Source organism: Flavobacterium sp. MMLR14_040, from assembly GCF_033657265.1.
Lineage (GTDB): Bacteria > Bacteroidota > Bacteroidia > Flavobacteriales > Flavobacteriaceae > Flavobacterium.
The window spans coordinates 158,935-174,539 of the sequence record NZ_JAWVWO010000003.1; the positions used below are offsets into that span (position 1 = coordinate 158,935).

11 protein-coding genes are annotated in these 15,605 nt (G+C 36.4%); all 11 read left to right on the top strand.

Annotated elements, in window-relative coordinates; all coding sequences use genetic code 11:
• The 11 genes from SD960_RS05900 to SD960_RS05950 all read left to right on the top strand — a co-directional run bounded on the left by SD960_RS05900 (position 1) and on the right by SD960_RS05950 (position 15,577).
• A complete protein-coding gene (locus SD960_RS05900) occupies positions 1-1,002 on the top strand; it encodes an arabinan endo-1,5-alpha-L-arabinosidase (RefSeq protein ID WP_318801427.1) in 1,002 nt (333 codons plus the stop codon).
• Positions 1,003-1,072: 70 nt separating this feature from the next.
• On the top strand, positions 1,073-2,620 hold the full coding sequence (locus SD960_RS05905) for an alpha-N-arabinofuranosidase (protein ID WP_318801428.1): 1,548 nt from the start codon (positions 1,073-1,075) through the stop codon (positions 2,618-2,620).
• Between the two features lie 12 nt (positions 2,621-2,632).
• Positions 2,633-4,255 carry an arabinan endo-1,5-alpha-L-arabinosidase gene (locus SD960_RS05910; RefSeq protein WP_318801429.1) on the top strand — a complete coding sequence of 541 codons (1,623 nt, stop codon included), beginning with the start codon at positions 2,633-2,635 and terminating at the stop codon, positions 4,253-4,255.
• A gap of 345 nt (positions 4,256-4,600) precedes the next feature.
• Entirely contained in the window at positions 4,601-5,551 is a 951-nt protein-coding gene (locus SD960_RS05915; RefSeq protein WP_318801430.1) for a glycoside hydrolase family 43 protein, read from the top strand.
• 146 nt (positions 5,552-5,697) lie between these two features.
• Complete coding sequence (locus tag SD960_RS05920) at positions 5,698-6,675, top strand: arabinan endo-1,5-alpha-L-arabinosidase (RefSeq protein ID WP_318801431.1); 978 nt, start codon at positions 5,698-5,700, stop codon at positions 6,673-6,675.
• A 356-nt stretch (positions 6,676-7,031) separates the two neighbouring features.
• Entirely contained in the window at positions 7,032-9,017 is a 1,986-nt protein-coding gene (locus tag SD960_RS05925; RefSeq protein WP_318801433.1) for an alpha-L-arabinofuranosidase C-terminal domain-containing protein, read from the top strand.
• A 167-nt stretch (positions 9,018-9,184) separates the two neighbouring features.
• Positions 9,185-10,876: a ribulokinase gene (locus tag SD960_RS05930; RefSeq protein ID WP_318801434.1), complete on the top strand. Its 1,692-nt coding sequence runs from the start codon at positions 9,185-9,187 to the stop codon at positions 10,874-10,876.
• Positions 10,860-11,561, top strand: a complete 702-nt coding sequence (locus SD960_RS05935; RefSeq protein WP_042564807.1) for an L-ribulose-5-phosphate 4-epimerase — start codon at positions 10,860-10,862, stop codon at positions 11,559-11,561. Before SD960_RS05930 ends, SD960_RS05935 begins: the two co-directional genes overlap by 17 nt.
• A gap of 162 nt (positions 11,562-11,723) precedes the next feature.
• The gene (araA, locus tag SD960_RS05940; RefSeq protein ID WP_318801436.1) at positions 11,724-13,232 is read left to right on the top strand and encodes an L-arabinose isomerase; all 1,509 of its coding nucleotides are present in this window, start codon (positions 11,724-11,726) and stop codon (positions 13,230-13,232) included.
• A 112-nt stretch (positions 13,233-13,344) separates the two neighbouring features.
• Entirely contained in the window at positions 13,345-14,529 is a 1,185-nt protein-coding gene (locus tag SD960_RS05945) for an aldose epimerase family protein (RefSeq protein WP_318801437.1), read from the top strand.
• A 169-nt stretch (positions 14,530-14,698) separates the two neighbouring features.
• Complete coding sequence (locus SD960_RS05950; RefSeq protein WP_318801438.1) at positions 14,699-15,577, top strand: alpha/beta hydrolase; 879 nt, start codon at positions 14,699-14,701, stop codon at positions 15,575-15,577.
• Positions 15,578-15,605 lie beyond the last annotated feature (28 nt).

Genomic DNA, 15,605 nt, shown 5'->3' on the forward strand with positions numbered 1-15,605 from the left:
ATGAAAACAATAACAGGTTTGGTTTTATTCGCAATATTATTAGGAAGTTGTCAAAATGAAGACATTATTTCTTCAACAGAAGAAACAAATGCTGCAACTCAAAATTCAGAAATTAAAAATATAACAGCAAAAACAGTCAGCGGAAACGTTCCGTCACACGACCCGAGTACCATTATAAAAAGCGGTGTCAATTATTATGTGTTCACCACAGGAGATAATATCCCAATGACATATTCGACAAATTTAACCAACTGGACATGGGGAACCTCAGTGTTTACTGCAACACCAAGCTGGATAACAGGATATGTGCCGGGTTTTACCAAAACATTTTGGGCGCCGGATCTGGCATGGTTTAATAACAGATGGAATATGTATTATTCCTGTTCTACATTTGGGTCTGCAACTTCAGCAATCGGACTGGTAACAGCTCCGTCAATTTCACAAAGTGCCGGAACAAAATGGACAGACAGAGGCGTTGTTGTTGCTTCGTCATCAGCTTCAGATGTAAATGCGATCGATCCCTCAATTTTAGTAGATGGCAGTAATGTTTATATGGCTTACGGTTCCTGGCATGCAGGTATTGGCGTAGTACAAATTAACGTTTCAACAGGAAAACCAACAGGGACAAGAACCATTGTAGCAGGTGGAAATAGTGCTTCGTGGGAAGCTCCCTGCTTAATTAAAGAAGGAAGTTATTACTATATGTTCGTCAACAGGGGGTCTTGCTGTAATGGCGTAAACAGTACTTATTATATTGTTGTAGGTCGTTCAACAAGTCCGTTTGGACCTTTTACAGATAAAAACGGAATCAATTTAAAAAACGGTGGCGGAACAACCGTATTGGCAACACAAGGAAATTATATTGGTCCGGGACATTTATCCAGAATTACAGGAACACAAAAAGGAGCTGTTCATTATTATGATGGAGCCGATAACGGAAATCCAAAACTTGAAATTGTCTATTTTACATGGTCATCAGGATGGCCGGCACTTTCGTATTAAATTTTAATTTGAGAGGGAAGATTCACGACCTTTCCTCTTTATCATCTTATAAACAAATAATTATCCACACATGAAAAAAGTATTTTTAATCACATTCCTTATTAGTATTTGTAGCCAGTTTAGTTTCGCTCAAGGCGGAATTACCGTAGTAACCGTAAAAAATAATGCAGATGCCCCAACCATCAATAAAAACATTTACGGACATTTTGCTGAACATTTAGGACGCTGTATTTACGGAGGATTTTTTGTTGGGGATACTTCAAAAATACCAAACACGAAGGGTGTAAGAAATGATATTATTGCTGCTCTAAAAGATTTAAAAATCCCGAATTTAAGATGGCCAGGAGGTTGTTTTGCAGATACTTATCACTGGAAAGATGGCATTGGACCAAAAGAACAACGACCAACAATCGTAAACCAATGGTGGGGCGGTGTTACAGAAGACAACAGTTTTGGAACACACGATTTCCTTAATTTGTGTGAAGTGCTTGGTGCAGAACCTTATTTATCAGGAAACGTAGGAAGCGGAACCGTTCAGGAATTATCTGATTGGGTTCAATACGCCAATTTTAGCGGTAAAAGCCCTATGAGTGATTTGCGTAAAAAGAACGGAAGAACCGAGCCATGGAAAGTTAAATTCTGGGGAATTGGAAATGAAGCCTGGGGTTGTGGAGGAAATATGACAGCAGAATATTACGCCGGAGAATACCGCAAGTTTGCCACATTCATGTCTGATTGGGAAAATACGGGCGGAATTACCCGTATCGCTTCAGGATCAAACAGTGCTGATTATAATTGGACAGAAGTTTTAATGAAAAATATTCCGCTAAATATGTTGGGCGGAGTAGGCGTACATCATTATGCTGTAATCGATTGGGGTAAAAAAGGAGAGGCCGTTAATTTTACCGAAGAAGGTTATTTTAAAACCATGAAATCAGCTTTAAAAATGGAAGAATTGGTTTCAAAACATTCTGCTATTATGGATAAATATGATCCTGAAAAAAAAGTAGCCATGATGGTTGACGAATGGGGAGGCTGGTATGACGTTGAAAAAGGTACAAATCCTGGATTTTTATACCAACAAAATACAATGAGAGATGCCGTTTTAGCCGGATCAACTTTAAATATTTTCAACAATCATGCAGATAGAGTTCGTATGGCAAACTTAGCGCAATGTGTAAATGTTTTGCAAGCAGTAATCCTGACAGACAAAGCCAAAATGATTACAACGCCAACCTATCATGTTATGAAAATGTACAGCGTTCATCAGGATGCTAAATTGCTGCCGATCAATTTTAATTCTCCAAATTATACTTTTAATGGCGAAACAATTCCTGCGATTTCGGCATCAGTTTCAAAAGATAAAAATGGAGCAATTCATATTTCATTAGTAAATGTAGATGCAAAAAATAAAAACAAAGTCGAAATTGACTTAAAAGATCTTGGGGTTAAAAACTTTACAGGAACCGTTTTAACATCCGGAAAACTTCAGGATTACAATTCATTTGATACGCCGAATAAAATTATACCAACAGTTTTTAAAGGTTTCGAAAACAAAAAAGGAAAATTAGAAATCACAATTCCTCCTTTTTCAGTTGTTGTTTTAGAAGGAAAATAAAAATCTAAAAAGATGAAAAATTCAAATTCTATTATAAAAAAAGCACTCAAATTAGGACTGTTTTTGCTTGCAACGGTTGTTGTAAGTTGTTCTAATGATGATCCTGCTGCAGAAAATCCGGATCCGCCCGTAGTTGTTGATCCACCTGTGGTTACACCAGCTTTTCCGGGACCTGCCTATGCAGATAATTATACTTCAATTTCAAGTTGGGGAAGCAGAACACAATGGAATTTAGCCAACGTACATGATCCATCCGTAGAAAAATCAGGGGAGTATTATTATATGTATCAAACCGATGCTTCTTACGGAAATGCGCATGAAGGCAACGGACATTTTTTCTACAGAAGATCAAAAGATTTAATCAATTGGGAGTTTATGGGGTCTTCAATGACGCAGGCTCCGGCTTGGGTAAAAGATTCCCTAAACAACAAAAGAGCGAGAATGTCGCCTGCCCTTCCTCCTATCGAAAATCCAAATTATGCATATTGGGCGCCGTGCGTTCGAAAAGTAGGAAACAAATTCAGAATGTACTACAGCATTGTTGTAACGAATCCAATTGTGGGAACAGACACTAATACATCATGGTCAGAGCGTGCATTTATTGGCTTAGCTGAAACTGACGATTTGGCTTCAAATAATTGGACAGATAAAGGAATGGTCGTTTGCTCTGAACCCGATGGTGTAAAAAGTTACGTTAGAAACGGAGGAAATGATTGGGATGCTTATTTTAAATTCAATGCCATTGATCCAAGTTTTATCGAAACTCCCGAAGGTGACCAGTATTTAATTTACGGTTCATGGCACTCCGGAATTGCAGCTTTAAAATTAAATCCAACCACAGGAAAACCGGATAAATTACAAACAATCGATGATTACGGAGTGCGAATTGCAGGACGCGGAAATGTAAATACAAACCGATGGCAGGCACTCGAAGGGCCGGAAATTATCTATAATCCCGACACACAATATTATTATTTGTTTTTGGCTTATGATGAATTATCTGTGGCATACAACACGCGGGTTGCACGTTCAAAAAACATTTTAGGGCCTTATTTAACCAATACAGGAATGAGTATTACCACCGGAGCAGAATGTTTCCCGATGTTGACACATCCCTATTCCTTTAAAAATCATACGGGCTGGGTTGGTTTTGCGCATTGCGGAATTTTTCAAAACCCAACAACCAAACAATGGTATTACGCTTCGCAAGCCCGTTTGCCCGAAGGAGTTCCGGGAATTAATGTTTCAAATGCTATAATGATGGGTCATGTTCGCGGTATTCAATGGACAGAAGATGGCTGGCCGGTAGTAGAACCGGAACGTTATGCCGGAGTGCCAACAACCACTTTTGCCGAAGCAAACATCATTGGAACATGGGAACAAATTACAATGAATTATCAATACAAAACCATCCAAAAATCGATAACAATTAATTTAACTGCCGATAAAAAAGTAAGCGGAGATGTTACAGGAACATGGTCCTATGAAGGCACCAAAAAGATCCTGACGATAAATGGAGTAAAATGTAATGTAGTTGATGCCTGGGATTGGGAATCGGCAACCAGAAAAGTAACGCTAAGTTATACGGGGTTAACCACAACAGGATTATCGGTTTGGGGTAAAAAAGTGAATTAGAAATGAATAACAAAATTCCAACAATAAATAACAGATACAGATTTCAAGAAAGTGGTTTGTATGAAAAACTCCAGAGGAGCGCAATGTTTATAGCCAATTATTATTGTCATTGATAAAAGCTCCAGCGGAGCGATATCTAACTTTTTTTAATTGACGAATATGTCACCCCGCTGGGGTTCTTATCAAAAATAAATAGAATTTCTATAAATATTCCGTCCCGCTGGACTATTAAAAAAAAGAGTTCGTTAGAATTAAATAAAAAAATCGGCTTAATCTGCTTGAAAAAACATTTTAGATACTGCTATGATATTTATTTAAAATTAAACAACGCGATATAAATAAATAATGAAAAATATAGTATCACTTTTAATTTTGCTTGCACTCTGTCCAACAGTTCAAAGCCAAATTGATCCGTCAAAATTTAATAATCCAATTATAAAAGATCAGTACACTGGCGATCCTGCAGCATTGGTTTACAAAGACAAAGTATATTTATATGCCGGTCATGACGAAGCGCCAAATGATTTTCATTTTTATAAAATGAACGAATGGGTGGTGTATTCTTCTTCGGATATGAAAAAATGGGAATCGCATCCGGTGCCGTTAAAAGCAGCAGATTTTACCTGGGCAAAAGGGGATGCCTGGGCTTCGCAGGTGATCGAAAGAAACGGAAAGTTTTATTGGTATGTAACCGTTTCGCACGGAACAATTCCCGGAAAATCAATTGGAATTGCAGTTTCAGACAACCCAACCGGACCTTTTAAAGATGCATTGGGAAAAGCTTTAATTACAAATGATATGACAACTCATACCAAAATAAGCTGGGACGATATTGACCCAACGGTTTATATTGATGACAATAATCAGGCGTATTTAATTTGGGGAAACACGGTTTGTCATTATGCTAAATTAAAAGAAAACATGCTCGAATTAGAAGGGCCAATTCAAACAATAGATTTACCACATTTTACCGAAGCACCCTGGATTCACAAACACAAAGGCTGGTATTATTTGTCTTATGCATATGAATTTCCTGAGAAAATTGCCTACGCGATGAGCAAGTCCATTACCGGTCCATGGGAATTTAAAGGCATTCTAAACGAAATTGCAGGAAACAGTAACACCAATCATCAATCAATAATTGATTTTAAAGGACAATCGTATTTTATTTATCACAACGGAGCAAGGATTCCAGATGGAGGAAGTTTCAGAAGATCGGTTTGCGTTGATAAATTATTTTATAACAAAGATGGAACAATGAAAAGAGTGGTAATGACATCTGAAGGAATTCAGTAGGAACAAATTTTCACCATATAAGTTATATAAGTTCATGTAAAAACTGGGCTTAGAAAAACTTATAACTTATATGAATTTAAAACGTTCCAAAAAGAGCCAAACTTAAATTTACTTACATCACTTATATGGTGAAAAACACACAATACATGCATAAAAACATAATCTATACTTTTTATATTATTATGATGCTTACCGCGTCAGTTGCTTTGGCACAGGAAATTGTGGTACACGATCCGGTTGTCATCAAACAAAAAAATACTTATTATTTATTCTGTACCGGAAAAGGAATTAGTGTTTTTAGTTCGAAAGATTTAAAAAACTGGAATAAAGAAGCAGCGGTTTTTACAGAAAAACCAGTTTGGGCAGATGGCGTTGCCGCCGATTTTAAAAATCATATTTGGGCGCCGGATATTTCATTTCATAACAATAAATATTACCTCTATTATTCTGTTTCGGCTTTTGCCAAAAACACATCGGCAATTGGCGTTGCAACCAACATAACCTTAGATCCAAAAGATAAAAATTACAAATGGATTGATCAGGGAATTGTGATTCAGTCACAGCCCAACCGTGATATGTGGAATGCCATTGATCCCAACTTAATTTTTGATGAAAACAATACGCCTTGGTTATCCTTTGGTTCTTTTTGGGAAGGATTAAAAATGGTAAAACTAAATCCGGATTTGAAATCGATTGCACAGCCTCAGGAATGGCACACGATTTCAAAACGCAAAAGAACTTTTGAATTACCAGATTCTGATCCCGGCGATGGCGCTTTGGAAGCTCCATTTATCTTTAAGAAAAACGGCTATTATTACCAATTTCTTTCCTGGGATTTATGCTGTCGCGGAGAAAAAAGTACCTACAAAGTTGTTGTTGGAAGATCTAAAAATGTGACCGGACCTTATATCGATAAAGAAGGAAAACCATTAAATGAAGGCGGAGGCAGTTTAGTAGTTCAGGGCGACGAAAATTACTTTGGCGTAGGCCATAACAGTGCTTATACGTTCGATGGTAAAGATTATATTTTTTACCACGGCTATGAAAAGAAAACCAATGGAACGCCAAAATTAATAGTTAGAGAAATGATTTGGGATGCTGATTTATGGCCCGTTTTGAAATAGAGTATAGAACATAGAGTATAGAACATAGAAATAGAGGCAAGAAGAAAGAATCAAGATTTTGCTACTCGCGATAGCGATCAGGATAAAGCATTAAAATAATCTGCTCGATTTGCCAAATCTGCGAGAAAAAATATTTAAACACATAGAAACATAGATTTTAAAATGGATAAAAAAGAGTTAAAAACAAATCTGGATTTGCACACATAGCTATGTTTCTTTAAGTAAATGAAATGCCTTTTTTTAGCGCCCAAAGACTATGTTTCTATGTGTTTAAACTAAGGTCGATGTTAAAAACAAAATAAAAATCCGTTTTAACCCGCGTCATCCACGTGCCATAAAAACACAAACGAATAACAATGAAATACAATTTAATTACAAAAATTACCCTTTGCGGTTTATTGCTTAACGGCTTTTATGCATCGGCACAAAAAAATAATTTTCAGGTTGATGCTGGTAAAACAGTAACCAAAATTCAGCCAACCATGTATGGAGTGTTTTTTGAAGACATCAATTTTGCTGCCGATGGAGGTTTGTATGCTGAAATGATCAAAAACAGATCTTTCGAATTCGAAACTCCAATGATGGGATGGAGCGAACCAAACAGCGACCGACACAAACTAAATGAGCAATCCGGAATCGCAAATATTATTCAGTATTCTAAAAAAGGAACAAATCATAATTACTGCAGAGTTACGGTAAAAGATGCCAGCGGTTATGAATTGATCAATGAAGGTTTCAGGGGAATGGGAATCAAAAAAGATTTGCATTATAATTTGTCTCTGAAAGCTTCAAAAATATCCGGAGACATTTCGAAGATTAAAATTCAATTCATAGATAAAAATAAAAAGGTTTTAGGTGAAACTTCGATTACGCCAACCTCAAAAGACTGGACAAATTACACCGCACAACTAACCGCAACCGCAACAGAGGCAAAAGCGCAAATCAGAATCACTTTTGAAGGAACCGGAATTATTGATTTAGATGTAATTTCTCTTTTTCCTGAAGATACCTGGAAAGGCAGAAAAAATGGAATGCATGCTGATTTAGTACAATTATTATACGATTTGAAACCGGGATTTTTACGTTTTCCCGGAGGCTGTATTGTTGAAGGTAAAACATTGGCACTGCGTTATCAATGGAAAAAATCGATTGGAAATGTTGAGGAAAGAGAAACCATGATCAATCGTTGGAATACGGAATTTGCACATAAACTGGCGCCGGATTATTTCCAGAGTTTTGGTTTGGGTTTTTATGAATATTTCCAGCTTTCAGAAGATATTGGAGCTTCTCCATTGCCAATTTTAAGTTGTGGAATGGCTTGTCAGTTCAACACAGGAGAATTGGTTCCGATGGATCAAATCGATCCTTATGTGCAGGATGCTTTAGATTTAATTGAATTTGCAAATGGCGACCAAACGACAGCTTGGGGAAAAGTGAGAGCTGATATGGGACATCCAAAACCATTTAATTTAAAATTTATTGGAGTTGGAAATGAGCAATGGGGGCCAGATTATATCGAGCGTTTCAAAGTATTTCAAAAAGCCATCAAATCAAAATATCCAAACATCACAATCGTATCTGGAACAGGACCTTTCCCTGATGGAGATTATTTTGATTACGGCATGAAGGAACTTAAAAAACTGAATGCTGAAATTGTTGATGAACATTATTATAAAAACCCTGAATGGTTTAGAAAAAATGTAACACGTTACGATAATTACGACCGTAAAGGACCAAAGATTTTTGCCGGAGAATATGCAGCTCAAAGTGTAGCCATTGCAAGTCCGGATAATAAAAACAACTGGGAATGTGCTTTCTCTGAAGCCGCTTTCATGACCGGAATGGAACGCAATGCTGAGGTCGTTCATCTAACTTCTTATGCGCCTTTGCTGGCTCACGTTGAAGGCTGGCAATGGACACCGGATATGATTTGGTTCAACAATTTACAATCGTATGGAACGCCAAATTATTATGTCCAGAAATTATTTTCAAACAATAAAGGAACCGATTTAATCAATATTACAAAAGACGGAAAAGCGGTAACGGGACAAAATGATTTGTTTGCATCTGCAGTAAAAGATGTCAATTCTAAAGAAGTAATTCTGAAAATTGTAAACACTGCTGCGACGGCTCAAAATGTTTCAATTGATGTAAAAGGAACAAAATTAGATACAAAAGGAACAGCAATAATTTTAAAAGGAGATGGGCTAAATGATGAAAATTCTTTTGATGCTCCAACGAAAATTAGTCCAAAAGAAAGTGAATTTAAGTTGAAAGGGAGTCAGGTTCAATATGATTTTCCGGCGTACTCGGTTACTGTTTTAAAAATTAAGATGAAGTAATCGCAACAGAATAAATGTATAAGTAACGTTTATTTTCTGTTTTAACCTTAAATGCCTGTTTTGATGCATTATTTGTAAAAAAATCAAGCGCTTATTTTTGTTAAGTGTTTTTTATACACTTATGAATTATTTATAATTATATTTGCGTTATTAAAAATCAATTTCGAATGAAAAATTACGTTATAGGATTGGACTACGGAACAGATTCTGTTCGAGCGATGTTAATAGATACTGAAAATGGGCAGGAGTTAGCATCAAATGTTTCTCATTATAAAAGATGGAAAAACAAACAATATTGTGACGCATCTATAAATCAGTTTCGTCAGCATCCTTTGGATCATATTGAAGGATTAGAAAGCACGATTCAGAATGTTATAAAAGAAAGCAAAGTGGATCCTTCGTTGGTGCGTGGAATTTGTATTGACACGACTGGATCATCACCGGTTCCGGTTACGAAAGACGGAATTCCGCTTGCTTTGACAAAAGGTTTTGAGGAAAATCCAAACGCGATGATGGTTCTTTGGAAAGATCATACTTCAATCAGCGAAGCAAATGAAATCAATGAATTAGCAGTAAGCTGGGGCGGAGAAAACGTAACCAAATATGTTGGAGGAATTTATTCATCAGAATGGTTTTGGGCAAAAATCCTGCACATTGCAAGAGAAGATGAAGCGGTTAGAAATGCAGCACACACGTGGATGGAACACTGTGATTTAATGACGTATTTGTTAATTGAAGATAAAGATTTAAAAACCTTTAAAAGAAGCCGTTGCGCCGCAGGGCACAAAGCCATGTGGCACGAAGACTGGAATGGTTTGCCTCCGGTTGAATTCTTAGAAAAACTACATCCATATTTGGCAACCCTTCGCGGAAATTTATATGATGAAACCTATACTTCAGATTTAGTTGCCGGAAATTTAAGCAAAGAATGGGCAGACCGTTTAGGACTTTCAACTGAAACAATTGTGGCTGTTGGAACTTTCGATGCACACTCTGGAGCGGTTGGAGCTAAGATTGGAGAAAATACTTTGGTTCGCGTTATGGGAACTTCAACCTGCGATATTTTAGTTGGATCAAAAGAAGAAGTAGGAACAAAAACTGTTCGCGGAATCTGCGGTCAGGTTGACGGATCTGTGATTCCGGGTTATATTGGTTTAGAAGCGGGACAATCTGCTTTTGGAGACTTATTGGCCTGGTACAAAGAATTATTGCTTTGGCCAACAGATCATTTATTAACGGCTTCAACCGTTTTAAATGACGCTCAAAAAGAACAATTAAGAGAAGAATTCAGTGATAAATTAATTGTAGAATTGACTAAAGAAGCAGAGAAAATTCCGGTTTCTGAAAGTCTTCCAATTGCTTTGGACTGGATCAACGGAAGAAGAACTCCGGATGCCAATCAGGAATTAAAAAGTGCAATTTCAAATTTATCTTTAGGAACAAAAGCGCCACATATTTTTAAAGCTTTAGTAAACGCAATTTGTTTTGGAGCGAAGAAAATCGTGGATCGTTTTGAAGAAGAAGGAGTGAAAATTGACAGCGTAATCGGAATTGGTGGTGTTGCCCGTAAATCACCTTTTATCATGCAGACTTTGGCAAATGTTTTAAACAAGCCAATTAAAATTGCAGCTTCAGATCAAACTCCGGCTTTGGGAGCAGCAATTTACGCAGCAGTTGCAGCCGGAATTTATCCAAACGTAATTGAAGCAAGTCAAAAAATAGGAAGCGATTTTGACGGAGAATATTTCCCTCAATTAGACAAAGTAGCAGCTTATAATAAATTACTGATTGCTTACGATCAATTAAGTGCTTTTGAAGATCCATCTATTAAAATTACACAAAATGAGTTCTCTTTATAAAGATTTAAAACAAGAATGCTACGAAGCAAATATGCAGTTAAATGCATTGAATTTGGTAGTATATACTTTTGGGAATGTAAGTGCGGTCGACAGAAAAAATGGTGTTTTTGCCATCAAACCAAGCGGAGTTCCTTATGAGGATTTAAAACCAGAAGATATTGTAATTGTCGATTTTGATAATAACATTATTGAAGGAACTATGCGTCCATCTTCAGACACAAAAACACATGCCTATTTATACAAAAACTGGCCAAACATTGGTGGCGTCGCACACACGCATGCAACCTATTCTGTGGCCTGGGCGCAATCACAACAGGATATTCCAATTTTTGGAACTACACATGCCGATCATTTAACGGCTGATATTCCGTGTGCTCCGCCAATGGCAGACGCACTTATCGAAGGAAATTACGAACACAATACGGGAATTCAGATTTTGGATTGTTTCAAAGAAAAAAATCTTTCGTACGAAGAAGTAGAAATGGTTTTAATTGGAAACCACGGTCCGTTTGCCTGGGGAAAAAATGCTGCAAAAGCAGTTTACAACAGCAAGGTTCTTGAAGTCGTAGCCGAAATGGCGTATCTGACTTTACAAATAAACCCAAACGCACCAAGATTAAAAGATTCCTTAATAAAGAAACATTACAACCGCAAACACGGAAAAGATTCGTATTACGGACAGTAGAAAGTTTTGTTTCAGGTTTTGTTTGTTTCAAGTTTCAAGTTGTTGGAACGTGAAACCTGAAACTTGAAACAAACAAAAACAAAAATAAAAAATAACCATTCAAGATTTTCAGATTCCAACAAACTTGAAACCTGAAACTTGAAACAAAATAAACAAAAGATTATGATAGATATCTCTCAAAAAGAAGTATGGTTTGTAGTAGGAAGCCAGGAATTATACGGTGAAGAAACTTTAAGAAAAGTAGCGGAGCATTCGCAAATAATTGCAAAAGGATTAGATGCAACATCTAGTATTCCGGTAAAGGTGGTTTACAAAGATGTGGTAAAATCACCTTCTCAAATTTTAGATGTTTGTTTAGCGGCAAATTCGGCTAAAAACTGTATTGGAATTATTGCCTGGATGCATACTTTTTCACCAGCAAAAATGTGGATTGGCGGATTAAGTATTTTGAAAAAACCATTATGCCATTTGCACACACAATACAATGCTGAAATTCCGTGGGGAACTATCGACATGGATTTCATGAACCTGAATCAATCGGCTCACGGAGATCGTGAATTTGGTTTTATCATGTCAAGAATGCGCAAAAAGCGTAAAGTGGTTGTGGGACATTGGGAAGACGAAAGAGTTCAGAAAAAACTAGGGATTTGGACAAGAGTAGCTTTGGGTTGGGATGAACTTCAAAACTTAAAAGTAGCTCGTATTGGAGATAATATGCGTGAAGTTGCGGTTACGGAAGGAGACAAAGTTGAAGCTCAAATTCGTTTCGGAATGTCGGTAAATGGTTTTGATTCTTCAGATGTTACGAAATATATTGAGAAAGTTACCGATAAAGAATTAAATGATTTATTAGCAGTTTACGAACAATCATATACTTTGACAGATGCTTTAAAAGAAGGCGGAGCGCAAAGAAGTTCATTAGCGGAAGCGGCAAAAATAGAATTAGGTTTAAGAGCTTTCCTTGAAGAAGGAGGCTTTGGCGCTTTTACAGATACGTTTGAAAATTTGGGTGTTTGGAAACAATTACCAGGAATTGCAACACAAAGATTAATGGCCGATGGTTACGGTTTTGGTGGAGAAGGAGACTGGAAAACAGCGGCAATGGTTCGTGCTTTAAAAGTAATGAACGTGGGTCTTGAAGGCGGAACATCTTTCATGGAAGATTACACGTATCATTTCACACCTCAAAAATCATATGTTTTAGGATCACATATGTTGGAAATTTGTCCGTCTATTGCTGACGGAAAACCTTCTTGCGAAGTACATCCTTTAGGAATTGGCGGAAAAGAAGATCCTGCTCGTTTGGTGTTTAATTCACCAGCCGGAGATGCAATTAATGTTTCTTTGGTGGATATGGGAACTCGTTTCCGTTTAATTGTAAACGAAGTTGAGGCGATAAAACCAATGGCAGAATTACCAAAATTACCGGTTGCCAGAGTTTTATGGGATTGTAAACCAAACCTAGATATCGCAGCAACAGCATGGATTTTGGCTGGTGGAGCGCATCACACGGTTTACAGTCAGTCGTTGACAACAGAATATATGGAAGATTTTGCTGATATTGCCGGAATCGAATTATTGGTTATCGACGAAAAAACGACAATTAGAGATTTCAAAGATAAAATTAATGCCAATGAAGCTTACTATCATTTGTTTCAACATGGGCTTTAATTTCTAGGTACAAAGGTTCAAAGCGGCAAAGGTTCAGAGGTTTTTATTTTGATTTATAATTGCTACTTTTAACTTTTAACATCTAACATTTAACCAATTAAAAATATCATTTATGAATGTATTAAAACGTTATATTTTTGGAATTGGCCTGCTGAGTTTGGCTTTCATTTCAGTTCAATGCAAAAACGATAAAAAAATGGATGACACTACAGTTTCTTCAGATAAAAAAGCGACGGTTACAATTGAGAAATCTTCTTATGGAACAACTGCAAAAGGAGAAAAAGTCGACAGTTATAAATTGAAAAACCAAAATGGGATGGAAGTTGACATCATCACTTTTGGCGGAAGAATTACAGATTTAAAAGTACCTAATAAAGAAGGTGTTTCGGAAAATGTTGTAATCGGATTTAATTCTTTGGCACAATACGAAAAAGAAAATCCTTTCTTTGGCGCTTTGATTGGAAGATATGGAAACCGAATTGCTAAAGGAAAATTTACTTTGGATGAAAAAGAATATCAATTGGCAATAAACAATGCTCCAAATGCTTTGCACGGTGGACCACAAGGGTATTTTAATGTTGTTTGGAAAGCCGATGAGGTAAAATCAGGTGATACTGCTTCTTTAAAATTATCTTATTTAAGTAAAGATATGGAAGAAGGTTATCCCGGAAATCTTCAGGTTTTTGTGACTTATACCTTAACAAATGACAATCAGTTAGATGTATTATACGAAGCAAAAACAGATAAGAAAACAGTTGTGAATTTAACACAGCATTCTTATTTCAACTTATCAGGAGATTTTACAAAAACAATCTTAGATCACGAATTAACTTTAAATGCAGATAAAATAGTTCCGGTTGATGCGACTTTAATTCCGACAGGAAAATTAGACGATGTTGCCAATACTCCTTTCGATTTCAGAAAACCAAAATTAATTGGAAAAGACATCGAAGTTAAAAACGAACAGTTAGAAAGAGGAAAAGGATACGATCACTGCTGGGTATTGAACAATCCTGAAAAAGGAAAAACAATCATAGCAAAAGTATATCACGCAGCCAGCGGACGAGTTTTAGAAATGACAACAGACGAACCTGGAATTCAGTTTTACTCTGGAAATTTCCTTGACGGAACTTTACCAATGCCAAATGGCGGAACATTCGCGCACAGAACCGGTTTATGTTTAGAAACAGAACATTATCCGGATTCTCCAAACCAGAAAAACTTCCCGACAACGGTTTTAAACCCGGGAGAAAATTATAAAACTAAAACTACTTTCAAATTCTCTGTTCAGAAATAGTTTTGGAATTATGTTAATTAGTTAGTAATTCTCTAAGAAACCTCGAAAGTTATGCTTTCGAGGTTTTTTTATTTCCAAATAGCGAAATGCATTAAGATTTGTAGAGGCTTTGTTAATTTGTTAAATTATTTCTTACGTTTGTGATATAACTATGATAAAAACCTCTCTTATGAAAAAATCGCTTAAAGCATTACTAATGTTGTTAATGTCTTCATTATTTGGAATCGCAAATGCTCAGGTTCAGATGAATTTTAAATTTGACACGCCTTATGGTAAAAATACCGCTGTTGGGAAATTTGCTGAAATCAATGGAGCTAAAATCTATTACGAAGAATATGGAAAAGGGGAACCTTTATTATTAATTCATGGAAATGGAGGAAGTATTGAATCAATGGGAAATCAAATAGATTATTTTAAAAGTAAATACAGAGTTATTGTTGCCGATAGTAGAGGACAAGGCAAATCGGAGTTGAAAACGGATTCTTTAACATACGATCAGATTACAAAAGATATGGAAGGATTGGTTAATCAGTTAAAACTTGATTCGATAAGTATTATCGGATGGAGTGATGGTGGAATTGTTGGTTTGCAAATGGGTATTTCTGGTAAGTCAAAAATAAAGAAAATTGTGGCTATGGGGGCAAATTTAAGACCTGATGCTACAGCTGTTAATTCATGGGCTACAAATGATGTACAGAACATGAGAAAAATGATTGTGTCAAAAATTAAAGCGAAAGACACTAGTGAGAATTGGAATCTACAAAAACAGCTTGCCGGACTTTTGGTAGATCAGCCTAATATTGCAACTAAAGATTTATCAAAAATTAAAGCAAAAGTGCTTATAATAGCAGGAGATAAAGACATTATTAAAAATGAACATTCGGTAGAAATTTTTGAAAATGTACCTAAGGCACAGTTATGTATTATGCCTGGCGAAACTCATTTTGCACCGGCTTCAAGTCCGGAAGTATTTAATGCATTAGCAAATAAGTTTTTATCAGAACCGTTTAAAAGACCAGATTCAGATTGGACTAAATGGGGTAAATAAAAGCAGATCAACAGAATTGTGTTATTTT